The sequence below is a fragment of the Candidatus Manganitrophaceae bacterium genome, assembly GCA_016200325.1.
Classification (GTDB): Bacteria; Nitrospirota; Nitrospiria; order SBBL01; family Manganitrophaceae; genus Manganitrophus.
The window spans coordinates 76842-101630 of record JACQEZ010000014.1 but is presented as its reverse complement, the minus strand read 5'-3'; the positions used below and the strand labels follow the sequence as shown (position 1 = coordinate 101630).

The window sequence follows — 24789 nt, the reverse complement described above, 5'->3', positions numbered from 1 at the left end:
ACAATCTTTGAAGAGAGATGCAAGGGGGAAGGTGCTCCGGAAGGTTCCACGGAAAATGGAAGAAACCCCTTTTGGAGATGGGCCTCGCGAAAGCGTGAGCGGGATCACTCTAGGAATTTTTATTTAAAAAATAAGTCAATTCCTAATTGATATCAAATGGAGAATCGGTTTATTCTGATCCTCAATTATAATTAGATTCATCTATTCCCATCTTAGATCAGTCTCTCTTAACAAGAAATTCTCCGAATCTTAATATCCGATTAATCTATTTCGTCTTAAATTAGGTAAGCGCACGTCGAAAAGGAGTGAGCCTATGAAATGGATCGTTGTCTTCTTCTTATTTTTTCTCTTTACCACCGCTTCGGCCCAGGCCACTTCAGACACCTTCGACCGGCCCAACAGCACTGATTTGGGAAGCGGTTGGAACGAATATCTTATTAACTTAGATATTTTCAACAACCAGCTCCGAAACAGCAATGCTGGCAGCAAAGCGACCCAGTTTACCCCGGCGATTGGTCCGAATCAGGATGTTTCGACCGACTGCAAGGTGACGGCGGCCGGCAACATGTGCGCGGTAATGGCGAGATGGGCCGACGCAAACAATTTTTATTATGCGCGGCTTGACGCCAGCGCAGGAGACATCAAGCTCTTCAAGGTCGTGAATGGCGCTTCCACCCCGCTTGGAACGGCCGTCCGGAGCTTACAGCTCAACACCTATTATAAAATTCGCCTTGTCTTCAGCGGAAGCTCACTCAAGCTCTACTTTGCCAACGAATCGACCCCGGCCCTCTCTGTCACCGACACATCGCTCACCGCAGGAAATTATGCCGGGATTCGTTCTTATGCCTCCGCCGCCGATACCACCTGGTTTAACAATTTCAGCGCCGTATCGATCAATCGCCCGCCGGTCGCCCGCCTCTCCAATGCCCCCGCATCCGGAGAGGCCCCGTTGACAATCCACTTTGACGGTACCGCCTCCTCGGACGCCGATGGAACCATCGCCGCGTATCGCTGGGATTTTGGAGACGGAACCACCGAAACGGCCGCCGCAGTCGACCATACCTATTACACCGCCGGAACCTATACCGTGAAATTGACCGTGACCGACAACGCCGGAGCGACGGCTTCGACTCAAGTGAAAATCACGACCGACTCGATCTGTCCGGGCCCCACACGGCTCCCCTACATCGCTTTTATGACCCCCACATCGGCCACGCTCGCCTGGGAGTGCGACACCGACGGCACCGTCACATGGGGGGCCGGTACAACGATGAACCACCAGAAGGGAAGCGCCGGCTTCTCCGCCTTTGGAGATGGGTTTAATGTTCCGGATGCCACCACGATCGGGCATGGCTGGGATGAATATCTTCCCGACTTTAAAATTATTTCTAATCAGATCGTCAACCTCGATGCCGCCGCACAAGAGGCGCGGATCACCAAACACCTCGGGCCGAATCAATCGGTCTCAGCCGACTGCATGGTCAAGGAGGTTGGAAACAGCTGCGGGGTAATGGGGCGGTGGCTCGACCCGAACAACTATTATTATCTCCGCCTTGATGCCGGACAGCAGAACATCCGTCTGATGAAAAAGGTGGGAGGGGTCTATACCACGCTCGCGACGGCGAACCGGTCGCTGACATCGGAAACATTCTACCGGCTCCGCTTGGAGATCCATCAGCAGCAGCTCCAGGCCTTTTTCGCCGATGAGACGACCCCAGCCATCACGGTCGATGATTCCAGCCTGGCGCAAGGCGACTTCGCCGGGATTCGATCATACGCCACCGCCGCCGCGATGACCTTTTTCGATAACTTCGAAGCAAAGGGGGACCTCGGGAACAGACATTTCGTCACCCTTCCCAATCTTCGCTCGAACACCCTTTACACCTATCGGGTCGTCGTGAACGGAGTGACGTTCGGAGAGGGGACCTTTCGGAGTGCCAAAGCGCCGGGGAGCAATCAATTTAATTTTGTCGTCTTCGGAGATTGCGGCAGCGGCATGCCGGCCCAGGACTCCGTTGCCGCGCTGATGGAAAAACTCTCCTTTTCGTTCGGGCTGATCCCCGGGGATGTCATTTACGATCGGGGCACGGAAGCGGAGTTCGATCCGCATTATTTTACCCCCTATAAAAATGTAATCCGCCACCTGCCTATTTTCCCCGTCGTCGGCAACCATGATGTCCTCGACAACAATGGCGTCTCTTTCAAATCACATTTCTATCATCCCAAAGAAAATCTCTATTATGACTTTCACTGGGGGGACACCCATTTCATCGCGCTCGATTCGACTTATGCTTCCTTCCACTCTCCCGATCCGAAACAGCTCGCCTGGCTGGAGCAGACGCTCGCCGCCAGCACCGCCAAATGGAAAATTGTTTACTTCCATCATCCCCCTTACAGCAATGGGGAGTATGGGAGTGAATCACATGCCTTGAACAACTTCGTTCCCCTCTTCGAGAAATATGGCGTCCGGGTGGTTTTTAACGGGCACGCCCACTCCTACGAGCGGACGCATTCGATGAATGGGGTGACCTATATCGTCACCGGCGGGGGCGGCTCCCCGCTCACCGAGGTGGGATCGAGCGCTTTCACCGCTTTTTCAGCATCGAGCTATCATCTGATTTTAGGAGAGATGGCCGGCGATACCCTCACCCTCAAAGCAATCGATCCGACTGGGGCGGTTTTTGATACGGTGACGATTAAGAGATAGAAGAAAGATCTTCCGACGGAAATATTGAATTAGCATGAAATAGAAATTGCAGGTGTATTGATCAATGTTTGATAGACAACGCAATACCGCTCGGTCAGTTTCATCAGCAACGCCAGTTGTTCAGGCGTCGCATCGCTCTCCAAGTCGAATTTGAGCCGAATTTTTTGAAAACCGACCGGCGTCTCCTTGTCGACGGCCAGCGTGCCTCGAAAATCGAGGTCGCCTTCTGCACTCACGGTTGCATCGCGTAAAGGAACCCCGATCGCCGTGGAGACCGCCCTCAACGTCACCCCGGCACATGCGACCAACGCTTCGAGCAACATATCGCCCGAACAGGCCGAAAGCCCATCCCCTCCCGTCGCAGGGTGAAGACCCGCTTCAACCAGGGCCTTTCCGGTTTAAATCTTACAGGTGATCCCCTCCCCAATTCTTGATTGCGCTCTCAGCGTCACCATGGCCGATTGCGGCTGATCTTTATATCTCTGCTTCAATGGAGCTTGGAGTTCCTTCAGCTTCTGCGCATCCATCATTAACCCCTGCAATTAAAATTCCAAATTGGAATAATAAGAAGTCTAGTGATTGTCGCTGTGAGTGTCCCCGCAATGCCCACTCCCCACGTCTGGCGGCGAGCAGCCATCTAATACTCCGCCGGAGACAGGGTTTCCATGATCTTCCGACTGAGGGGAATAAATATCTCGATTCTCCCGACCCCTGAGGTGCGATGCCTGGACCGTGGGAGAACGGTAAAACGCGCCCAGAAAAAGCGGTCCAAGAACTGGCACTAACAGCACCACAGACCAGAAAATCTTTTCAGCGACGCGCCCCGGTTTTCGCCAAACATAGATGATACAGGCAAGCGAAACGAGACCGGACAAAATCAAGAGATTCCTTGGCTCAGGGCTCCAAAAAGAGCCACTCTCCAGAAACTCAAGCGGGGTAGGTGTGTTTATTAATTCTTTCATGAAGAATTTAGCACCAATGAGTGCCTTACAATGTCTCAGACAGCATGCCGCTACGGGAAGTGATGCCCCCAACTTGAATTGAACTGTCTGAAATACGGAGGAAACGAGACCGAATAAGAGCGAATTCAGAGCAATCGGGTCCTTCGAAGAAAACCCCGCTACCACTCATTATAAGAAGTCCCATTCGTCCCAATAATATCGCTGCCGGAGTGGACGTCGTAGACGCCCGATTCGTCTCCTTGGGAGAGATACAGCTCCACCCAGCTGGTGGTGGCGCCGGTAAAGGGATCGTTCGGGATCGATCGGAGGTAGCCCTTTTCGACCAGGTCGGAGAGGGCCGCGGGGTATTTCCCTTGGTCGGCCCGGTACTGATCGATTACGTCTCGAAAAATGTAGAGGTCTCTCTTGAGCGCCGCTTCTTTTGCTTTGACGGTGGCGAGGCGATACGACGGCTCGGCGAGGGTGACGAGGATGCCGACGATCGCCACCACGACCATCAACTCGATCAGGGTGAAACCCTTCTGCGAGCCGGTGCTGACCTTTTGATGCAGTTGATGGAATCGTTTCAACATATCGGTTGGATTAATCTCCTCGAATCACGACCGGCTGAATCCCTTCCGTGGGCAACGTTTGTGGAAGATGACGGGCCGCCTCTTGCGCTTCCCGCTCTGAGCGGAATGGGCCGACCCGGACCCGGTGGAACCGTCCGGTGTTCGTCTCGACCGTCTCTACAAAAGCGGTCTGGTAATATTGGCCGGCCTTCTCTTTAATCCGAAGCGCATTCTCTTTTGATTGATACGATCCGAGCTGAACCAGGAATCCTCCCACCCCCCGAGCCGGGACGGCGAAGCCGATCACCTCGATTTCGACCTCGGCGGTCCCCTCTTCGATGATCCCCAGCGCTTTTGCCGCGCCGTAGGAGAGATCGAGGATTCGCCCTCCGACAAACGGGCCCCGGTCATTGACCCGGACCTGAACGCTTCGATGGCTCTTTAATTCGGTCACGCGCAGGTGCGTTCCCAAGGGGAGGGTCTGGTGGGCCGCGGAGAGGCCGAACATATTATAAATCTCGCCGCTGCTGGTCGGCCGTCCGTGAAAATCCTTGCCGTACCATGACGCCCGCCCGACCTCCCGGTAGCCGACGACGTAATCGGCCCGTCGAGGCGCGCCGGCACATCCGCTGAAGATTAGAAACACCGCGGCGATCAGCAACGGGGTGGAAAGAGAAGAAAAGGAGAAGAACCGCAGCCTCTCTCTGTGAGATGGGAGGACCGAAGGGGGAGGAGGGATCGACCCGCTTTCTTTCTTTGTTTCAACTCGCAGTTCGAATCGACAGAGAGAGGCCTCCGCGGAAGATTCCTGTTGGCCCGGATCGAAATATAAGCGGGTGCTGCAGCCGACGCCCCTTTGCATTCAGAGATCCCGTGGGATTAATTTCGAATTTTGATCACCCTCATCTTGCAAGAGGAGCAAAAGAGTTTCAGTGTCAACGTGGCGAAGCAGACCGGGCAAGCTTCCTTCCGCCGCGCCACCGTCCGGCGCATGATCTGACGTCGGTCTCCTTGCCGCCGATCTCCGGCCCGCCGGTCCTCCGTTTCGTTTCGCCGATCTTCCAGACGTCTTTCTTTCGGTTTTACCACGTCGATCATCCTCTCCCTTTCAGTCCTGCCGGGTCTGCCTTAGGCCATCAAAAGGGCAATCACACCACAAATCAGACTAACCATCATAAGTCGAACCGAGGTATGGTGGAGGCGATTGAAATCGGGTGGAGCGGTCTCGACACTTTCCACCTCTTCAACCGCCGTTTGAACGGCGGCCGAACCGGAGGACGCCAGGATCAATGAAGAACGGGTCGATGTCTCCCGAGAAAGGGGGACGGCTCTGGCGCTTGCCTTTGCGCCCGCGTTCCCACCCGACTGAAGCGAGAGCCACTGTCGAAGCTTTGGCGTGACCACCAGGGCCGAGTAAAGACCGGCGCCCGACATGATTAAAATAGCCAGGTAACGGGTTAAGTTCCAGGGGGTCAGGTTTTCCCAAGTAAAATATTTAATGATGCCGGTGATGATCAAGGCGACCATGCAACCGAGGGTCAACAGATCGAACCGCCGGAGAATCTCCCCCATCAGTTCGCCGGCGGTCCGCCGCGATTTGATCCTTCCAAAGAGGATCGGGGCAACGATCATTCCGATGATGACAATTCCGCCGACCCAAATCGAGAGGGCCAACAGGTGAATGAACTGAACGCCCATAAAATAAAAATTGGGGATTGGGACTTCCATGCTTTATCCTCTCGATCGACTTGGCAGATCCCGGCTCCGGGAGCGCTCTGCAAGCGATCCTGCTCTGGTAAAAGGGGTCATTGGGCTTGGAATGCCGTTCTTCCGAACGGCGCTCTCCCGCTCCGAAGCGGCATCTTGCCTATTAAAGGGATTTACGGGATAAAAAAAGAGAGAGCAAAAAGAGAGACCCGCAGGAGCGGCAGGGACGGGATGAGATCGGAAGGTGTTCATGAACCTCTTTTTTTCTTGTCTTCCTGATCGATCCACCCGCTGATGACTTTTTTCTCGGACGCAGGAAGGTCGACAAAGCGGACGCCGACCCCTTCGGAAGCGACCCCGCTTTTTTCATACTTTTTCTTCCAGGTCACTTCACAGGTGCAACGAACCGTCGTTTTATTATCGGGAAGGATGAACTCAATCGGAAACCGATCTCCGATCTTGAGCGATTGGGAAGAAGAGAGGAAGAGCCCCCCCTGGCTGATATTTTCGGCATAGGCCAAAAAGACCTTGTTGGAGTGCTTCCCTTTAACTTCCAAAACGATATAAGGGACCCGTGGAGATTGTCGCCGATTGACCTTTGTTTTCTCGTCCGAAGTCAGCATCGCCCCTCCTCTAAATCAAGATGAAAGCAAAATGAAAGATGGAGTAGACTATAGCAATTCTGGAGAGATCCGTCAACAAGATTTCACGGAAAGGGGGCGCTGTTTGCGTCGACCAAAGCGGCGTAAAGCCGACGGCTTTGCGCCGTCAGAGACCTTACCGACGCGGTATTTCTCCTCTCCGGAAGCTTCCGGAGAGGAGAAGCCGCTACCGACCGTTTCTACCGCTCTTCGGCAAAGGCGAGGAAGGCGATATTGCGAGCGCGCTTAATCGCCGCCGTGAGATCCCGTTGATGGTGGGCGCAGTTCCCGGAGATCCGGCGCGGGATAATTTTGCCCCGCTCGGTCAAAAAGCCCTTCAGCACCTGGATCTCTTTGTAGTCGATGTTTTCTTTTTTCTCCGTACAAAAACGGCAGATACGTCGTCGCTGAAAATATTTCTTTTCCACACATCCTCCCAATGATGCGTTAAGTAGTCTGTTGCAAGATGAAGTAAAGCGTCCATCCTAAGTACCTAAGCGCTCCGGGTCACCCCCGGAGCGCCAATGGCGCTTCGACTAAAATGGAACCTCGTCGGACCCTTCGTCAATCGGGAGTTCTCCCCCCCCACGCGAAGAAGGTCCCTCTGCGCCGTCTTGACGCTTCGGAAGAAATCGGATCGTCTGCGCCACCACCTCATGCTTGTTTCGCTTTTGTCCGTCTTCCGTCTCCCAACGACGCTGCTGAAGACGTCCATCGACGATCACCCCCTGGCCCTTCGAGAGATACTGCCCGCTGTTCTCCGCCTGCTTTCCAAAAACCACGATGTCGATAAAACAGACCTCGTCCTTCATCTCCTCGCCCTGCTTGTATCGATGGTTCACGGCAAGGCCGAAGCTGGCAACCGCAGTTCCGCTCGGCGTATAACGGATCTCCGGATCTTTGGTGAGGTTCCCGATTAAAATCACTTTGTTAAAGCTGACCATTTTCACGCTCCTCGTTCCGCAGGGTATGACCTTTCTGTCTAAAAAGACGAAGACGACCGCGGAACTTCAAATAAAGTTATCTATCCCCTGATGCTTCTCTGTCGCGGAATGAGGTCGGCTTTTCATCGCGGGCGGGCTGGGTTTTTCCGAGCTTGTCGAGTGGGATTTTGAGGGTGATGAATTTGATGATCGATTCGTCGAGCCGATAGGTTCGTTCCAATTCGGTCAAGGTCGGTCCGGCTCCCTTGAAATGCGCAATGATGTAGGTCCCTTTTTTCTCCTTGTGCACTTCGTAAGCGAGCTTCTTCTTACCCCAATTCTCCATGACGACGAGCTCTCCGCCCGCCTTCTGGATGACCCCTTTGATCTTCTCCATCATCTTGCCTACTTCCTCATCGGAGAGGTTTGGTTTGGCAATGAAAATCGTCTCATATCCGTTCATTTTACTGCTTCCTCCTCACGGTTAATCAAGCCCTAAAACAGGTTTAGAGCGAGGATGTTTCAAAGGCTCACAGAGACGTTACCTCTATGCGCCTCAGCCGAGAAACGGTGGACCCGTCTCTCCTGCCTCGGAAGAAACCCCGTCGGGGCTTCCCCCAAAACAATATTTTTTAACATATCCGGCCGCCCTTCGTCAATGCATCGCGCGGGCGGAAAACGGTTCAAAACCGCTAGACATTGAATCTAAAATAGACGCAGTCGCCGTCTTGGACGAGATACTCTTTTCCCTCGAGGCGAAGCAATCCCTTCTCTTTGATTGCCTGCGCACCTCCCAACCGGATCAGGTCATCATAGGAGAAGATCTCGGCCCGGATGAATCCCCGTTCAATATCGGAGTGAATCTTTCCCGCCGCCTGCACCGCGGGTGTGCCCTTTTGGATCGTCCACCCCTTTACCTCATCTTCCCCGACGGTGAAGAAGGTCATCAAGCCGAGCAGCCGGTAGGAGCCGCGAATCAATCGGGCCAGCCCCGGCTCGGCCAGGCCGAGATCTTTTAAGAAGACCTTTCCTTCCTCCGGAGAGAGGACGGCGATTTCCGATTCGATCTTTCCGCTGATGATGACACATTCGGTCCCTTCCGCCCGCGCCATTTCGACCACCCGGTTGGAGTAAGCATTTCCCTTCTCGACATCCTCCTCCGGTACGTTGGCGACATAGAGGATCGGCTTCGCCGTTAAGAGGGCCAGGTCCTTCATGATCGGCCGCTCTTCGTCCGACACGGGGACTTGTCTCGCCGAGCGTCCCTGGGAGAGCGCCTCTTTCAATCGGGTGAGAAGCGCGGTCTCACGAACCGACTCCTTGTCCCCCGACTTTGCTTTCTTCTCCGTCCGGAAAAGCCGTTTTTCGATCGAATCCAAATCTTTGAGGATCAGCTCGGTGTCGATGATCTCGACATCCCGCTTCGGGTCGACCGCGCCGTTGACATGGACGATCTCCGGATCGTCGAAGCAGCGGACGATGTGGACCAACGCATCAACTTCCCGGATATGGCCGAGGAACTGATTCCCCAGCCCTTCCCCTTGACTGGCGCCGGCGACCAAACCGGCGATATCGACGAACTCCATATGCGTCGGCGTGAGCTTTTTCGGCCGATAGATCTCCGCCAGCCGGGTCAGCCGCTCATCGGGGACTTCGACAATTCCAACGTTCGGCTCGACGGTGCAAAAGGGATAGTTCGCCACCGCCGCGTTCGCCCGGGTGAGCGCGTTAAAGATGGTTGACTTACCGACGTTCGGAAGTCCGATAATGCCGCAATTCACTGCCATAATGATCCAACACCTAAACGTTTTTAGTGGAACTTATTCATTGCCTCGGTAATCCGCCCCTCCATCAGAAGGGGGAGCGCCTCGGCCCCTTTTTCAACCGCTTCTTCGACGAGCTTTAACTCCTCCGGCCGAAAAGGGCTCAACACGTAATCGGCCGGATCTTGACCCGGATCGCGTCCGATCCCGATTCGAAGGCGGTTAAATTGATCGGTTCCGATAACCTCGATGATCGATGCAACACCGCGGTGTCCCCCGGCCCCCCCCTGCGTCCGAATTCGGATCCGTCCGCAAGGGAGGTCTAGGTCGTCATAGACCACGATGATTTCAGAGGGGGTTATTCCTGCAGAGTGGAGAAGGCTGCGAACCGACCGGCCGCTTCGATTCATGTAGGTCTGCGGTTTTGCTAAGATAAAATCAATTCCCCCGGAAGGGGAGGTCCAGCGGCCCTGCCCGACCTTTGCCTCTCCCTTTTTCTCTGAGAGCGAGAGACCGTGACGCTTTGCGAAGGTGTCGATGAGCCAGAAGCCGACATTATGTTTGGTCTCTTCGTATTCCGGACCCGGATTTCCGAGTCCGACGATCAATTTCACCGCCCGCTTCCTCGCCTATTCCCCATTTATTTTTCTTTCGAGGCCGTCGGAGAAATCTCTGTCGGATCCGGTTCAACCCATCAAGATCGAAACAAGGGAGAGGAGGAGACTATTTCTTCGTCTCTTTCTTCTCCTCCTTCTTTGCCTCCGGTTTTCCTTTGGCCTCGGCCGCCTTGGCGTCCGGCTTGCCCTCGGCCTTCGGCGCCTCTCCTTCTTTCTCTTTCTTCGTCAACACCTCCGGTTCTTTCACCTCTTTCGGTGCCGTCAGCAGCTCTTCGAGCTTTTCCTCGGACATCGGGACGGCGACGGAGACGAGCACCTGATCGGGATCGCCCATCAGTTCAATGCCGTCGGCCAGGCGGATATCCTTCGCATGGATTGATTCCCCTATCCCCAACCCGGAAGCGTCGACCTCAATCTGATCCGGAATAAGAGACGGAAGACAGCGGATTTCCAGCTCACGGATATTGTGCTGGAGCACCCCTCCTTCTTTTACACCGGCCGCCACGCCGCCGACCACCTCGACCTGAACCTTGACGACCAGCGGCTCATTCATATTGATCTCAAAAAGGTCGGCATGGAGCACCTTTCCGGTGATCGGGTCGCGCTGGAAGTCACGCAGAATCGCCACGTGGGATCCACTTCCCGACCCATCGGCCGCCACCTGAAGGGTGATCAGCGTATTTTCCCCCGAAGCCGAGTGGAGTACCTTGTCGATGTCCTTCGGGTCCATCGTCAAGAGGGTGGATGATCCGGCGCTGTAGAGAACAGCCGGGATCTTTCCCCGCATTCTTAACTGCCGGGCGACCCCTTTTCCGGCTTCTTTGCGATACTCCCCTTGAATTTCAAGCTTCTGCATAAATCCTCCGTTTCAACTAAAAACCAAATGCGGCGCCCGTTTGACGGGTCTTCCCCATATGAATCTATTGGATCTCAAACAAAAAGAGAGCTGACCGACGCCTCTTCATGAATTCGCTTAATTGCCTCCCCCAGGAGCGATGCCACCGAAAGGGTGGTAATTTTTTTGCAAATCTCCTCTTTTCCCTTCAACGGAATCGAATTGGTCACCACCACTTCATCGATCGGAGCATCGTTTAACCTCTGCAGCGCCGGGCCAGAGAGAACCGGATGGGTGCAACCGGCGATAATCCGGCCAGCGCCCTTCGCCTTGATCGCCGCGGCGGCCTGCGTGATCGTCCCAGCGGTATCGATCATGTCGTCGAGGATCAAAATGTCCCGACCGGCGACCTCCCCGATGATGTTCATAATCTTCGTCCGGTTCGGCCCCTCCCGCCGCTTGTCGATGATGGCAAGACCGACGTTCATCCGTTTCGCGAAGGCCCGCGCCCGCTCCACACCGCCGGCATCCGGGGAGACCACAACCAGGTCGTTAAACTTCTTCTTCTGGAAATAATCGAGCAACACCGGGGTCGCGTAGAGATGATCGACCGGAATATTGAAAAATCCCTGAATCTGCCCCGCATGGAGGTCCATCGTCAACACCCGGTGGGCCCCCGACGTCGCGACCAGGTCGGCGCAGAGCTTCGCGGTGATTGGAACCCGCGGCTGATCTTTCCGATCTTGCCGTGCATAACCATAATAGGGAATGACCGCCGTGATCTCCTCGGCCGAAGCACGCTTGAGCGCATCGATCAAGATCAGGAGCTCCATGATATGGTTATTCACCGGCTCGGAAGTCGACTGAACCACATAGACATCACTTCCGCGAACATTCTCTTCAAGCTTGACGAAGATCTCTCCGTCGCTGAATGTAGAGACGATCGCGTGCCCAAGAGAGATGCCGAGATAGTCACAAATCTCCTTGGTGAGGACGGGATTTGAGTTACCCGAAAAAAGCTTCAACCTTCGCATTGGAAGCCACCCTCATAAAGTAGGAATCGACATATAGGGGCACGGGTGCCGCCCCGTTCGGGACCTGCGCGCCGTGCCCCTACCATGGCTGGGGCGCCAGGGATCGAACCTGGGCTGCGAGATTCAAAATCTCGTGACCTGCCAGCTAGTCGACGCCCCAAAATAAACCCGCATTCGCCGAAATTCCTCTCGCTGATCGCGAAAAGAAAAAGCGGCCGAATGCGGCATGCTAAACTAAATAGGAGACCTTTTTAGAATCCGCGCGACCCAAACCCGCAATGATCCCCGCCCCTCGAATGCGGCAGCGGCCTGTTTGGCTGCGGCATAAGATTCGAAGCGTGCAAAAAGGGTGGGGCCGCTTCCTGACATCAATACAGCCTCTCCTCCCCGCGCTTGGAGTTCCTGTTTGAGTCGGATGAGCTCCGGATGAGCCCCTAACGTGACCTTTTCCAGGTCATTGTAAGGGCTGCGAAAGATCTTCGTCGCAGAAGGTCTTTGTGCAAGAAATCTGTTTATACTAATCTTTGGCTTGTTTTTTGTCAACCCTAATTTTCTCGAAAGGGCCTGATAAACCGCCGCCGTGGAGACGGCGATTCCGGGGTTTAGGAGGACCACCCACCCCTCTGCGACAGGCGAGCTCTTCTCGACCGCCTCCCCCCTTCCGGACACCCATGCGGTCGGGCCATAGAGAAAAAACGGAACATCGCTTCCGAGGGTGGCCCCCAATTCTGCAAGCCGCCGGCGGGACCAGCCGAGCGACCAGAGCCGGTTGAGGCCGACCAAGGTCGCCGCCGCATCGCTGCTTCCGCCGCCGAGGCCGGCGGCGATCGGGATCTGCTTGACCAATTTAATTGCGACACCCGGAGACGGGGCGCCGTCCGGAAAGGCCGATTTCTGCAATGCTTCGGCGGCGCGGATGACCAGATTTGAGCGGTCGGAAGGAAGGGAAGGATCGGTCTGCTCCAATCGAATCCCGGAGCGCTCCGCCCGGAAGGTTAAAGAATCATAGAGTCCGACCATCTGCATCAGCGAGACGAGGTCATGGTACCCATCTTCTCTTTTGCGGAAGACTTTGAGATAAAGATTGACCTTGGCAGGGGCTTCAATGAGGACTGTTTTTTTCATGAAACCGAAAGGAGAAATTTAATGGGCCTGCTTATTCGACCGCTTCCTCTGTGGGATCGTCGGCAATATCGGCCTCTTCATCCGAAGGGTCGGGATCGCCGCTTCCATTCCGATATTTTTTGATGCCATACTTATCAAGCCGATACCGGAACGAGCGGAAGTTGAGATGAAGGAGCTTGGCCGCCTCCTTCTTGACCCAGTTGGTCTCTTGAAGCGCCTTGAGAAGGAGCTCCTTTTCAATCTTTCCGATCAACCCTTCCAAATCGAGCCCTTCTTCCGGAATCAAAGCCGGAATCGGGATTGTATCGGCCTGTTTAAGGAAACCCTCGTTGAAGTCTTCCAGGGTCAACATCCTGCTCGATGAGAGCGCGACGGCGCGCTCGACGACGTTCTCGAGCTCTCGGACATTCCCCTTCCACTCATGGCTCATCAAGACCCGAACCGCCTCCGGCTCAATCCCGTCGATTTCTTTACCGAGGCTCTGTGTAAATTTGCGGAGGAAAAAATCGGCCAAGAGGGGAATATCTTCCGGCCGCTCCCTCAACGGGGGAAGGTCGATCGGAATTACGTCGAGTCGATAGTAAAGGTCTTCGCGGAATTTCCCTTCCGCGATCATCTTCTCCAGATCGCGATTGGTCGCAGCGATGATTCGGACATCGACCTTTAAATCTTTCGTCCCGCCGACCCGGCGAAACTCCCTCTCTTGAAGAACCCTCAACAGCTTAACCTGGATTGAGAGGGAGGTCTCCCCGATCTCGTCAAGGAAGATGCTCCCCTCATGGGCGATCTCAAACAGCCCTTCCTTATTCCCAATGGCACCGGTGAAAGATCCTTTCATATGGCCGAAGAGCTCGCTCTCCAGGAGCGCTTCCGGCAGGGCGCTGCAGTTGACGGTGACAAAGGAGCGGTCGCGCCGGGAGCTGTTGTAATGGATCGCCCGCGCAATCAACTCTTTTCCGGTCCCCGATTCGCCGTAGATGAGGATGTTGCTCCTGCTGTCGGCCACCTTTCGAACCAGGTCGAGCACCCGCCGCATCTTTTCACTCTTCCCGATGATCTGGGTAAAGGTCGCCTGGCCTTTCAGCTCCTGACGAAGCTGTGTGTTCTCCTGGCGAAGTTTCCTCCGCTCCAGGGCGTTTCTGATAATCAGCTTGACCTCATCGATCTGAAACGGCTTCGTCAGATAATCATAGGCCCCCTCTTTCATCGCCTCAATCGCTGTCTCCGTCGACGCATAGGCGGTCATCATAATTACGATCGTCTCGGCGGAGAGATCTTTCAGCGCCTTTAGGAGATCGAGACCGCTCATTCGGGGCATTTTCATGTCGGTCAGCACCACATCGAAGATATCCTTTTCAAGGATCTTCAACGCATGATCGCCATCCTCCGCCGTCTCGACGAGATAGCCCTCTTTTTTCAATACGATGGTGAGGAAATCCCGCATGCTCTTTTCATTGTCGACAATCAGCACTTTTTCCATCGTCATCCGTTTTCCTGAGGTTAGGCCGACGCCGCCCAATTCGGCGAACCCTGAAGCCGCGCTCCTTGATTCGACCGGTCTTCTTTCGGCATCCCGTTCTTCTGTGGGAAGGAATCTGTCCGAATCATTTCATCGGCCGAGAGAGCGACGACAAAGGTCGTTCCCTGCGGCGAGCTTTCTACCCGAATCTCCCCGGCATGTTCTTCGATGATGCGGTGAACAATCGACAGTCCCAATCCCGACCCCGAGCTCTTCGTCGTGAAGAAGGGATAAAAGATTTTGGGAAGATCTTCTTTTCGAATTCCTTCTCCGGTGTCGGCGAAGATGATTTCAACCTGATCTTGCAAGGATCCTCTTCCCTTTTTCGGCTTCACCTGCCGCGTCGAAATCGTCAGGATCCCCCCTTCCGGCATTGCCTGAAAGGCATTGATCGAGAGGTTCCAGAAGACCTGCCGGATCTGATCGGGATCGATCGAGATCCGGAGCGGTCGCGGTGCAATTTCCAGCACGACGCTGACGCGATCGTTATATTCGGGGTTGTTCTGAAGAAGTTGGACCGTTTCGGAAAGGAGCAGATGCAGATCGGTCTCCCTTCGCCGCGGCGGAAGCGGCTTCGCGTAAAGAAGAAACTGGGTGATAATCGAATTGAGCCGACCCGCCTCCTGAACTGCAATCTCCATCAACTTTAGGTGTTCGTTCCGAAGATTCAGCTCGCTCTTCAGAACCTGAATCGATCCGCTCAGTGAAGCAAGCGGGTTTCGAATTTCATGCGCCATCCCCGCCGCCATCTCTCCGATCGTGGCGAGCCGCTCCTTCTTCTGCATCTCCTCTTCGAGGCTCCGTAGCTGTGTCAGGTCTTGAAAGGTCCCGATGATACCGATCTGGCCGCCATGCTCATTTCTAAGAGAGGAGATCGTCACGCCAAGGAGACATCTTTCCCCCTTACTGGTATTGATTTCTCCGTCAAAACGCTGCGGCAATCCGGTGGAGGCGAGCTCTTGGTATCGATTTCGAATCTCACTCCATTCAAAAAGATCCCACCAGGCCATTCCGATCGCCTCCGCCGACGAGAAGCCGGTGATTTCGGAGGCCGACCGATTAAACGAAGTGATCCTTCCATCCAGATTGGTCGTCACGAGGCCGCTGGAGACGCTCTGAACAATGTCCTCTGTAAAAACCCTGAGATTTGAGAATCCGATCTCTTTTTCATGGAGTCGCTCCGAGAGCCTTCCGCTCGCGATTCCGACGGTAAAAAAGGTGATCATGTAAAGAAAGAGCATGAAGATCACCTCTTTGTTGCCGAGGGTGACCGGGGTGCCGAGGCTGAAGGGAGGAACATTGGCATACTGAAGATTGATCAGCGTTCCGAAGAGGAAGGTCGCCGCCGCCGCGGTCAGCACCCCTCCCTTTCGATAGAAGAAAATGCTCGCCGAAACGATGGTAATGATATATAGGAAAGCAAAGGGGCTGTCAATTCCGCCGGTGACTGCAATCAGCGCCGTCTCGAATAAAAGGTCGACCGCTAACTGCAGAGAGATAAAGAGGAACGGATTTTGTGATCGGGTCAAGAAGAAAGTATAGAGAAGGGTCAACAGATAGGTGGCCCCGATCAGAATGTAAAAGGTGACGATCGACCAAGGATTCTTTAGATAATTGAGTTGCAGGAGGAGCGGAAGACCGAGAAGCGAGGTCACCAGGAAGACCCGCAGCGCCATCAGCCATTTTATTCTTCCGAGAATGATCTCGTCTTCTTTGTTTTTCATGAACCGGTTCCATCGCGTCGGCTGAGAGAGGCGTTATCCAACCACAGCGGCCAATTTGAAGATCGGCAGATACATCGCGATGACGATCGTTCCGATCGTGATCCCGAGAAACACCATCAACATCGGCTCCAGCAACGAGGTCAGCGCCGAAACCGCCGCATCGACCTCATCATCGTAAAAATCGGCGATCTTTCCAAGCATGGCGTCGAGGGCGCCGGTCGTCTCACCCACCGCAATCATCTGAACCACCATTGGGGGGAAAACCTTTTCCTTCCCAAGGGGGTCCGAAATCGTTTTCCCTTCACTGATACTCTGGCGGGCGTTCATCAATGCTTCTTCAATGATCTTATTTCCGGAGGTCTTCGCGACGATGCCAAGCCCTTCGAGAATGGGAACGCCGCTGGCGATCAGCGTTCCGAGGGTGCGGGTAAACTTGGCGACGGCGGCCTTTCTGATCAAGTCGCCGATCACGGGTACTTTTAACGCAAACTTGTCGACATTCTTTCGACCGGCAGGGGTGCGATAATACTTTTTGAAGCCATAGACGGCGAGGCCGAGCCCCAGGACGATCTTGATGATATTCCGCTGCATGAAGTGGCTCAAGTCGATCACAAATTGGGTCAACGCCGGGAGCGTCCCGCCGAAATCGGTGAACATCTGGGCAAAGATCGGAATCACCCAGACGAGCAAAACAACAATGACGATTCCCGCCACCCCCATGATGGTGCTGGGATAGACCATTGCCGATTTGATCTGCTTCTTCAGCTTCATCGACTTTTCGATATGTTTTGCCAACCGGTTTAAAATCGTATCGAGAATACCCCCCGCCTCACCGGCCGCCACCATGTTGACATAAAGATCATCAAATACCTTCGGGTGCTTTCGCAGGGCGTCGGCATAGGTCGATCCTCCTTCTACGTCGCCCCGGACCTCCCCGACCGCTTTGGCAAGCATGGGATTGTCGCATTGACTCGATAAAATTTCAAGACACTGAACCAGGGGGAGGCCGGCATCGATCATTGTGGCAAACTGTCTGGTGAAGATCACGATATCTTTGTCGCTGATCTTCCCGCCGAAGCCGGGGAGTTTGAGCTCTCTGGCCTTTTGCTGAATCGAGGTGACGAGGATGTTCTCCTTCCTCAAAAGAGCAATTACCTCTTCACGGTTGTTCGCCGCCAATTCCCCTTTCTGAATCGTCCCCTGTCGCGTCTTCCCTGTCCATACGAACGTAGCCATGTGTCGCTCCTTAAATGCCCGGATGATTTATCTAGCTTCGGGCCATCCTTCCCGGCTCGCGGGAGCCGGGCGTAGGGCCGGCGCCGCGACTCATCATGTTCATCAGCTCTTCGTGGTTGCTTGAACCGGCAAGCGCATCATCATGGGAGATGATTCGTTTTGAGTAGAGCTCATAAAGAGATTGATTCATCGTCTGCATCCCATGTTTCCCCTGGCCGGTCTGCATCGAAGAGTAGATTTGATGGACCTTGTCTTCTCTGATAAGGTTTCGGATGGCCGGCGTCGGAACCATCACCTCCATCGCCATCGCCCGTCCCTGTCCAGTCGCTTTCGTGATCAGCTGCTGCGAGATCACCCCCTCCAACACGAACGACAGCTGGGCGCGCACCTGCGGCTGCTGGTGGGAAGGGAAAACGTCAATGATCCGATTCATCGTTTGGGCGCAAGAGTTGGTATGAAGCGTACCGAAGGTGAGATGGCCGGTTTCGGAGATCGTCAGCGCCGCTTCAATCGTCTCCAGATCGCGCATCTCTCCGATAAGGACCACATCGGGGTCTTGTCGAAGAATATATTTCAACGCCGCCTTGAAGCTTTTTGTATCGGTCGTAACCTCTCTTTGGTTCACGACGCTCTTTTTATGAGGATGCAGGAATTCAATGGGATCTTCAATTGTAATGATATGGTCATGGCGTTCGGAATTAATACGGTCGATCATTGAAGCCAGGGTGGTCGACTTTCCGCTTCCGGTCGGTCCGGTGATAAGGACAAGCCCCCGCGGTTTTTTCACCAGATCCTGAACCACCTGAGGTAATCCGAGCTCTTCAAATGTCTTGATCTTAAACGGGATGGTTCGGATCGCTGCACCGACTGCTCCCCGCTGCATAAAAATGTTTCCACGGAACCGGCTGAAGCCTTTGAGGCCAAAGGAGAAGTCGAGCTCATTTTCCTCTTCAAATCGGTGCTTTTGGGCATCTGTTAAAACGCTATAAACCAGCTGCTTCGTATCGGCCGGCGTCAGCTGAGGCAGATCGAGCGGCACCAGATGCCCGTTTACCCGAATTTGAGGGGCGGAGCCGGTGGTGAGATGGAGGTCCGAAGCCCCCTTTTCAACCATGGTCTGTAGCAATTGGTGCAAATTTGCCATACCTTCTCCTTAGTTCCTAGAATACCGTTTAATCTGCAAAGGTACAGTCGAGGACCTCTTCGATCGTGGTCATTACCTCTTTTACCTTGGCCAATCCGCTCATCCGAAGGGTCTTCATCCCCAGCGCTATCGCCTTTTTCTTGATCTCGTCCGCAGAAGCCCCTTGTAGAATCAGCTCTCTCAACTCATCTTTGATTGGCATCACCTCATAAAGCGCCACCCGACCCTTATAGCCCGACTTGTTGCACATGTCGCAGCCCTTTCCCTTGTATACCGTCAGGCCCTTGAGATCCTCCTGTTTGAAGCCGGCTTTCAGCAGCGCCTCGGGAGTAAGCAGATTATCGACCTCTTTACATTTGGCACAAATTCTTCTTGCCAACCGCTGCGCCAGGATCAGAACGACCGAGGATGCAACCAAGAACGGCTCAATCCCCATGTTCAAGAGACGGTTGACGGTCCCTGGTGCGTCATTGGTGTGCAGGGTTGATAAAACCAGATGTCCGGTCAGCGCCGCTTTGACACCGATTTCCGCGGTTTCATAATCGCGGATTTCTCCGACCATGACCACGTCGGGGTCTTGCCGGAGAAAGGATCGAAGCGCAGCCGCAAAGTTCAGGCCGATCTCCTCTTTCATCTGGACCTGATTGATTCCCAAGAGGTTATACTCCACCGGATCTTCCGCCGTCATGATGTTGATTTCGGTGGTATTGATGGTGCTCAGGGCAGAGTAAAGAGTCGTCGTCTTACCGCTTCCCGTCGGTCCCGTCACCAAGACCATCCCATAGGGGGCATTGATCGCCTCTGCGAAATCTTTCAGCGCATTCGGCTCAAATCCGAGCTTGGTCAGATCGAGCGAGAGATTTCCCTTATCCAAAATACGGAGCACCACCTTTTCGCCGAAAAGGCAGGGGAGGGTCGAGACCCGGAAGTCGACCTCTTTCTTTTTTCCGAGTTTTAGCTTAATGCGGCCGTCTTGAGGGAGACGGCGCTCCGCGATGTCGAGCTTCGACATGATCTTCACACGTGAAACCACCGCATTTTTAATTCTAATGGGAAGGTTCATGATCGTCTTCATCACGCCGTCGATCCGGAAGCGAACCCGAAAAACCGTTTCAAACGGCTCGATATGAATATCACTGGCGCCGATCTTGACGGCATTGACCAGAACACCGTTAACGAGCTTGACGATGGGCGCATCGACTTCTTTAACCCCGGAGTCATCCTGCTGCTCCTCGACGACATCGATATTCTCGAGCGCATCGCCGACCACGGTATCAAAATCATCGACCGAGACCATGGCATTGTCGTCCTCACGGCCCGTGTTTCCGTCATTGCTGTCTTCTTCCGAAAGGGTATAGTCCTTGGCCTCGATGACCATCGTCTTTTCGACGACCGCAAGCGAGCCCTTACCATAATATTTGCCAATTACTTCGACGATGGAAGATTCCGACGCAATCACCGGCTCGACATTGTAGCCGGTCATGAACTTAATATCGTCGATGGCAAAAACATCGGAGGGATCGACCATTGCCAAGGTCAAGGTCGCCCCCATCCGTTTGACCGGGACGACTAAATATTTTTTCACCACTTCTGAAGGAACCAGCTTCACCACCGCCTGATCAACCTCTAATTTGGAGAGGTCAATGGCAGGGGTGCCGTATTGCTGACTGAGGAACTTCAATAGCTTGGCTTCCTCGATGAATCCCAAACGGACCAATACACTCCCGATCCTTCCCCCCTCTTTCTTTTGGGTGAGGAGCGCTTTTTGAAGCTGATCCTCCGTAATAAGTTGCGCGTTGACGAGCAATTTCCCGAGTTTTTCAGGAATCAAGAGAGCCTCGACGAGAAAAGAAGACTTAGGAGCGCTCGCCTGCATTCGTACTTACAAGCTGAGACAAATCATCCTTATTTGGTATGATAACGCTTAAAAACGCTGAGGAAAGTCTATCCCAAGTTACAATTTCTGTCAATGAATCGGGAAAGCCGACAAAAAATGCCACCGAGCGGCGTTTTGCCTGTTTTTTCAGCAAAAATCAGCGAAGGATTATTTCGGAGAGCGCCTCTTGAAGGGCCTTCCTCATGACCAAAATGGGGGGAGATTGCTTCGTCCATATTTCGAAGGAAAGCGCTCCCTGATGTAACAGCATTCCCAGGCCTGGAACGACACGCGCACCGATCTGTTTTGCCTCCGCAAGCAATGAGGTATGATGAGGACGATAAATGAGATCGGCAACGATCCACTCAGGACGAATCAGCGAGGCAGGAAATGGAAGCGGATCGGACGGCTTCATCCCGAGGGGGGTCGAGTTGATTACCAACGTCGGCGTTTTGGAATCAAACCGTTTGTCCGGTTTAAAATCGGCCGGTTGAACGGTTATCTTCAGATGGGATGCAATTGCGGTGAGCCGATGGGACAATTCCGTTGCCCGCCTCGCCGAGCGAGCCACAATGATCATTTCGGAAATCGATGCCATCGCCAATGCCGACGCAACCGCTTTCGCTGCCCCTCCGGCTCCGAGGAGAATGACCCGGAGCCCTTTGGGATCGACATCGGCCTCCCGCAGCGATTGCAGAAAGCCGCGGCCGTCGGTGTTGCGGCCGATGAGGCGCCTGGAAACAACCTCGATCGTATTGACCGCTCCGATTCTCCCCGCCTCTTCGTCGAGGCTGTCGAGAAATGGAATGACCGTCTCTTTATGTGGAATCGTTACATTGAGTCCACGGAGGCCGAGGGGAAGGATCGCCTTGACTGCGCGCTCCAGGCCTTCCGGATGGACCTCGAAGGGAAGATAGGAGTAAGGAAGGTCAAGCGCCGCGAAGGCGGCATTGTGCATCACCGGGGAGAGGGTGTGGAGGATCGGGTCGCCGAAAATCCCAAAGATTTGGGTCTGACCGGTGATCGATTTCAATGGACTGTGTCTCTGGATGGATGCCTTGGTCTTACCGGCGCTGGGCGACCGGAATGTTCTGGAGAAATCCCATCAGTCCCTCGGCATCGGCCGAGACGACCTCCACCGTCAGGTTCAACTCTTTTTCAACCTCCGCAGGGGTCATCCCATCGAGAAAGAGGGCTCTCTCTTCATTGAGCGCGACCGACGGGAGAAGGAGAAAAGGGGAGGCCGATTTGTCGCGTCGGCAGCGTTGAACCGTTTTGATTATATCTCGGCCCGACATCAGGCCGGCGACGGTCACCGAATCGCCGAAGAAATCGTTGGTCACCCGGACCACTTCCAGTGCCGCCCCCCGAATCTGAACCTTTCGAACGCACGACTCCAGATAAGGAGAGAAGGAGATTCCGGTTGCCAGAAAAATCTGGACCGGCTCGGAGACCTTGTTGGGTAAAAACGGATGCATGGCATCGAACTCGCGCAGAAAAAGAGGAACGATCCCAACGCCGTTTCCCTGTTGAGGCAGATCCGCATACGTCTCCATTGACGGAAAAGGAATCTGTGCTTTCGTATACCACTCATCGGCCAGGAAGACGAATGGATAGCCGATCTCTTTACGAAATCGCTCTTGCCACGGTTTGATCCACTCGATCATCTCGCACGCATATTCCACGCTGACCTCTTTGATCTCATCCAGGCCTTTTCGATGGCGGGTCAGTCCAACGGGAACGACCGCCAAAGATTTGACGGAAGGATAGAACGATGCCAAGTCTTCGACGCTTTTGCTGAGGTAGTCGCCGTCATTCATGTCAGGGCAGAGGACGATCTGGGTGTGAAGGATGATCCCATGCTCGGCCATCTCCCGAATTTCGGCCATGACATCGCGTGCCTTTGGATTCACGAGCATCTTGCGCCGAAGCGCGAGGTCGGTAGTGTGCACCGAGATATAGAGGGGGCTCATCTTCTGCTCAAAAATTCGCTCTTTATCTTTGCGGGTCAGATTCGTCAGGGTGATATAGTTTCCGAAAAGAAAGGAGAAGCGGTAATCCTCGTCGCGAATGTAGAGACTCTCTCGCTGCCCTTCCGGCATCTGATCGACAAAGCAAAAAAAGCATTTGTTCGGGCAGGAGCGGATCTTCATCTCCGGGAAGTCGATCCCGAGACCCTCATCGAGCTCTTTTTCGATCTCCACCTCCCAGACTTCGCCATCCGGCTTTGCCAGCTCCAGAAGAAGCGCTTCTTCTCCCTCCACGAAACGGTAATCGAGCACATCCTTCATCTCTTTTCCGTTTACGGTGAGGAGCCTGTCGCCCGCTTCAATCCCAAGTTCTTCCGCGATACTTCCGGAACTCACCGTCTCGACGACCAGCCCCGACCCTTTAGAAAGACGAACCCCTTTTTGTTCCATGATCTCCCATTTAATCTATTGCCAGCCGGAAGAAAATTGTTCTTCGGCGAGAAGGAGATTATAGAAGGGTCACCCGTCAATGTCAATTCGGGGTCAATTCAGGAGTTTTCAACATCGATCGTGGAAAGATTGTGGATAAGCACCCCTCGATCATAATAAAAGGCCGGTCCCTCTTGGCGAGAGAGCACATTGCCCAAAATGAAGGCAGGTCGCGGCATAGGAAGTGAATGGTATTTTTCTTCTGTCCCATTCGCAAAAATCGCTTGACATCAAAATTGAATTCGCTATAATCGCTTCGCCTCATTGGGAGAGAATTTTGGTGATGGTTTTTGAGATTCATCACATTGAAGGGTTCGATCCAACCGGACGGATGTTCAGCCGCAACGTTCGTATCGATGTCGGCGAGAACGGCTATACCGGTCACTTCGGCTATGAAGGGTTCCTCGTCCAGAGCAGCGAATATCCAACGGTCGAGGAGGTCTTAAGCGACGTCGCTTTGAAACTTCAAAAAAAAGGATTCACGGAGTTAAGGACGCGGGTGAACTTCAGAGAAGATCGATACCTCGCCGAACGTGAACCCTGGGTCTACTACAAGGTCTCATAACTGAATCGAGCCATCGGCAACAACATCCATCCGATCGACCCATCTCAAACGTTCCGCTTCTCTACTAAATAATCTGCGAGTAAATGATCTGCGAATCCCCTGCTTTTGCCCTCTTGTCTCCTCAAAATTTAAAGCAAGCGTTCGATCCTTTTCCTTTTCAACACCGTCTGAATCGATGGAAAAACACCCCGGCTTGTGCTAGGATAGCTCCCGGCTTTGCGAATGATGACTCGATTTTATAAGAAACCAATTTTATTCCTTCTTCTGGCCGCCCTTTTTGTTTGGGGAATCACCCAATGGGCAGGCGCCCCGGCCGCCCGCCAAAGCGAGTCAAAAGAAACCGGCCCCGACGCGCTGAAGCAGGCACGGATTAATGAGCTAAAGGGACAACTCCGGCTCTCTGAACGGCGGACGGATGATCGCGCCTCTCCGCTTCCCTCTTTGTTGACGCTCTACGACGAAAATCAATTCCAACCCCTCTCCGATCAGATCACCGGCCTCTCCGATTCGCAGAAGAGTGCCGCGATTCACCTCCTCCACGGCAACGCACTGGTGTTCCTCGGCAAACAAGAGGAAGCGGTGGCCGCCTATCAGCAGGCGTATCGTCAATCCGCGCTTCCGCAGGAACAGGCCGCCGCCATGGCGAACTTCGGTCTTCTCTACTCGATGAGAGGCGCCTGGAAGGAAGGCGCCGCTTGGACCGAGCGGGCGCTGGCGCTCGACCGGCAGAGCGGCAACCGGCGGGCCGAAGCGGCCGATCTTTCGATCTTGGGAACCCTCTATTATCAGAAAGGGGACAGTGCGAAGGGATCGGAGGCCCACACCGAGGCCTTAAAGCTCGCCGAGTCGATCCCAGACCGGCCGCTGATGGCCCGCGAGCTTGCCTCCATCGGCAATCTCTATTATCTCGATCACTCCTATGACACCGCCTTGGATTATCAACAAAGGGCGTTGAAACTCTACCGTGAGCAGAGAAATCCACTCGGCGAAGCGATCTCCCTGACCAGCCTCAGCTTTATCTACAAAGATCAAAAGGACTTCAAAAGAGCCCTCGCCTATCAATCTGATGCGCTTGCCATCGTCCAAGCCGGGAACGACCTCTCGGCGCAGGCGAATGCCTTCATCAACCTGGCGCTGATTTATCAAGATCAAGGAGAATCGGAGAAGGCAATCGCTGCGGCGGAAAAGGCATTGAAGATCCGGGAAGGGATGGAGGACGCCGTCGGGATGGCAAACATCGAAGGAACGATCGGAACCATCCACCAGGGTTTCGGCAACCTGGCCGAGGCGATCCGCCACCTTGAGAAATCAAAGGAGCTCTTCCAAAAGGGGGGGGCCTCGCAGCAGATCCATATCGTCGACCAGCGGATCCAAACCCTGCGCGATCAGATGAAGAACTGA

The 24789-nt window shown here is 54.2% G+C and carries 23 protein-coding genes, 1 tRNA gene and 1 pseudogene; 3 read left to right on the top strand and 22 right to left on the bottom strand.

Features of this window, described 5'->3' with window-relative positions; genetic code table 11:
• Positions 1-313: 313 nt before the first annotated feature.
• Positions 314-2707 (top strand): metallophosphoesterase, encoded by a 2394-nt coding sequence (locus HY282_12095; GenBank protein ID MBI3804490.1) that lies wholly within the window; start codon positions 314-316, stop codon positions 2705-2707.
• Positions 2708-2736: 29 nt separating this feature from the next.
• On the opposite strand, the pseudogene HY282_12090 reads toward HY282_12095, so the two are convergent.
• The 22 genes and pseudogenes from HY282_12090 to HY282_11985 all read right to left on the bottom strand — a co-directional run bounded on the left by HY282_12090 (position 2737) and on the right by HY282_11985 (position 22784).
• A pseudogene (locus tag HY282_12090) lies at positions 2737-3234 on the bottom strand (OsmC family protein).
• 593 nt (positions 3235-3827) lie between these two features.
• On the bottom strand, positions 3828-4241 hold the full coding sequence (locus HY282_12085; protein MBI3804489.1) for a prepilin-type N-terminal cleavage/methylation domain-containing protein: 414 nt from the start codon (positions 4239-4241) through the stop codon (positions 3828-3830).
• 10 nt (positions 4242-4251) lie between these two features.
• Positions 4252-5082, bottom strand: a complete 831-nt coding sequence (locus tag HY282_12080; GenBank protein ID MBI3804488.1) for a septal ring lytic transglycosylase RlpA family protein — start codon at positions 5080-5082, stop codon at positions 4252-4254.
• A 17-nt stretch (positions 5083-5099) separates the two neighbouring features.
• Complete coding sequence (locus HY282_12075) at positions 5100-5318, bottom strand: hypothetical protein (protein ID MBI3804487.1); 219 nt, start codon at positions 5316-5318, stop codon at positions 5100-5102.
• A 30-nt stretch (positions 5319-5348) separates the two neighbouring features.
• Entirely contained in the window at positions 5349-5948 is a 600-nt protein-coding gene (locus HY282_12070) for a DUF4149 domain-containing protein (protein ID MBI3804486.1), read from the bottom strand.
• Positions 5949-6175: 227 nt separating this feature from the next.
• Positions 6176-6550, bottom strand: a complete 375-nt coding sequence (locus HY282_12065) for a PilZ domain-containing protein (protein MBI3804485.1) — start codon at positions 6548-6550, stop codon at positions 6176-6178.
• 218 nt (positions 6551-6768) lie between these two features.
• Complete coding sequence (locus tag HY282_12060) at positions 6769-6996, bottom strand: 30S ribosomal protein S18 (GenBank protein ID MBI3804484.1); 228 nt, start codon at positions 6994-6996, stop codon at positions 6769-6771.
• Between the two features lie 108 nt (positions 6997-7104).
• The gene (locus HY282_12055) at positions 7105-7512 is read right to left on the bottom strand and encodes a single-stranded DNA-binding protein (GenBank protein ID MBI3804483.1); all 408 of its coding nucleotides are present in this window, start codon (positions 7510-7512) and stop codon (positions 7105-7107) included.
• A 76-nt stretch (positions 7513-7588) separates the two neighbouring features.
• The gene (gene rpsF, locus HY282_12050; GenBank protein MBI3804482.1) at positions 7589-7954 is read right to left on the bottom strand and encodes a 30S ribosomal protein S6; all 366 of its coding nucleotides are present in this window, start codon (positions 7952-7954) and stop codon (positions 7589-7591) included.
• Between the two features lie 229 nt (positions 7955-8183).
• Positions 8184-9278: a redox-regulated ATPase YchF gene (gene ychF, locus HY282_12045; protein ID MBI3804481.1), complete on the bottom strand. Its 1095-nt coding sequence runs from the start codon at positions 9276-9278 to the stop codon at positions 8184-8186.
• Positions 9279-9301: 23 nt separating this feature from the next.
• Positions 9302-9868, bottom strand: a complete 567-nt coding sequence (locus HY282_12040) for an aminoacyl-tRNA hydrolase (GenBank protein MBI3804480.1) — start codon at positions 9866-9868, stop codon at positions 9302-9304.
• A 109-nt stretch (positions 9869-9977) separates the two neighbouring features.
• Positions 9978-10727: a 50S ribosomal protein L25 gene (locus HY282_12035; protein MBI3804479.1), complete on the bottom strand. Its 750-nt coding sequence runs from the start codon at positions 10725-10727 to the stop codon at positions 9978-9980.
• A 74-nt stretch (positions 10728-10801) separates the two neighbouring features.
• On the bottom strand, positions 10802-11740 hold the full coding sequence (locus tag HY282_12030; protein MBI3804478.1) for a ribose-phosphate pyrophosphokinase: 939 nt from the start codon (positions 11738-11740) through the stop codon (positions 10802-10804).
• A gap of 85 nt (positions 11741-11825) precedes the next feature.
• Positions 11826-11900, bottom strand: a tRNA-Gln gene (locus HY282_12025).
• A gap of 74 nt (positions 11901-11974) precedes the next feature.
• Positions 11975-12865 (bottom strand): 4-(cytidine 5'-diphospho)-2-C-methyl-D-erythritol kinase, encoded by an 891-nt coding sequence (gene ispE / locus HY282_12020; protein MBI3804477.1) that lies wholly within the window; start codon positions 12863-12865, stop codon positions 11975-11977.
• A 31-nt stretch (positions 12866-12896) separates the two neighbouring features.
• Entirely contained in the window at positions 12897-14345 is a 1449-nt protein-coding gene (locus HY282_12015; GenBank protein ID MBI3804476.1) for a sigma-54-dependent Fis family transcriptional regulator, read from the bottom strand.
• A gap of 20 nt (positions 14346-14365) precedes the next feature.
• On the bottom strand, positions 14366-16108 hold the full coding sequence (locus HY282_12010; GenBank protein ID MBI3804475.1) for a PAS domain S-box protein: 1743 nt from the start codon (positions 16106-16108) through the stop codon (positions 14366-14368).
• A 33-nt stretch (positions 16109-16141) separates the two neighbouring features.
• Positions 16142-17344 (bottom strand): type II secretion system F family protein, encoded by a 1203-nt coding sequence (locus tag HY282_12005; GenBank protein MBI3804474.1) that lies wholly within the window; start codon positions 17342-17344, stop codon positions 16142-16144.
• 31 nt (positions 17345-17375) lie between these two features.
• Entirely contained in the window at positions 17376-18488 is a 1113-nt protein-coding gene (locus HY282_12000; GenBank protein MBI3804473.1) for a type IV pilus twitching motility protein PilT, read from the bottom strand.
• A gap of 28 nt (positions 18489-18516) precedes the next feature.
• Positions 18517-20316, bottom strand: a complete 1800-nt coding sequence (gene pilB / locus HY282_11995; GenBank protein MBI3804472.1) for a type IV-A pilus assembly ATPase PilB — start codon at positions 20314-20316, stop codon at positions 18517-18519.
• 205 nt (positions 20317-20521) lie between these two features.
• Complete coding sequence (locus tag HY282_11990; protein ID MBI3804471.1) at positions 20522-21397, bottom strand: shikimate dehydrogenase; 876 nt, start codon at positions 21395-21397, stop codon at positions 20522-20524.
• Between the two features lie 31 nt (positions 21398-21428).
• Complete coding sequence (locus HY282_11985; GenBank protein MBI3804470.1) at positions 21429-22784, bottom strand: DUF512 domain-containing protein; 1356 nt, start codon at positions 22782-22784, stop codon at positions 21429-21431.
• A 319-nt stretch (positions 22785-23103) separates the two neighbouring features.
• Between HY282_11985 and HY282_11980 the strand changes: the two genes are divergently transcribed.
• Both HY282_11980 and HY282_11975 read left to right on the top strand, forming a co-directional pair.
• Positions 23104-23388: a hypothetical protein gene (locus HY282_11980; GenBank protein MBI3804469.1), complete on the top strand. Its 285-nt coding sequence runs from the start codon at positions 23104-23106 to the stop codon at positions 23386-23388.
• Between the two features lie 222 nt (positions 23389-23610).
• Positions 23611-24789 (top strand): tetratricopeptide repeat protein, encoded by a 1179-nt coding sequence (locus HY282_11975; GenBank protein ID MBI3804468.1) that lies wholly within the window; start codon positions 23611-23613, stop codon positions 24787-24789.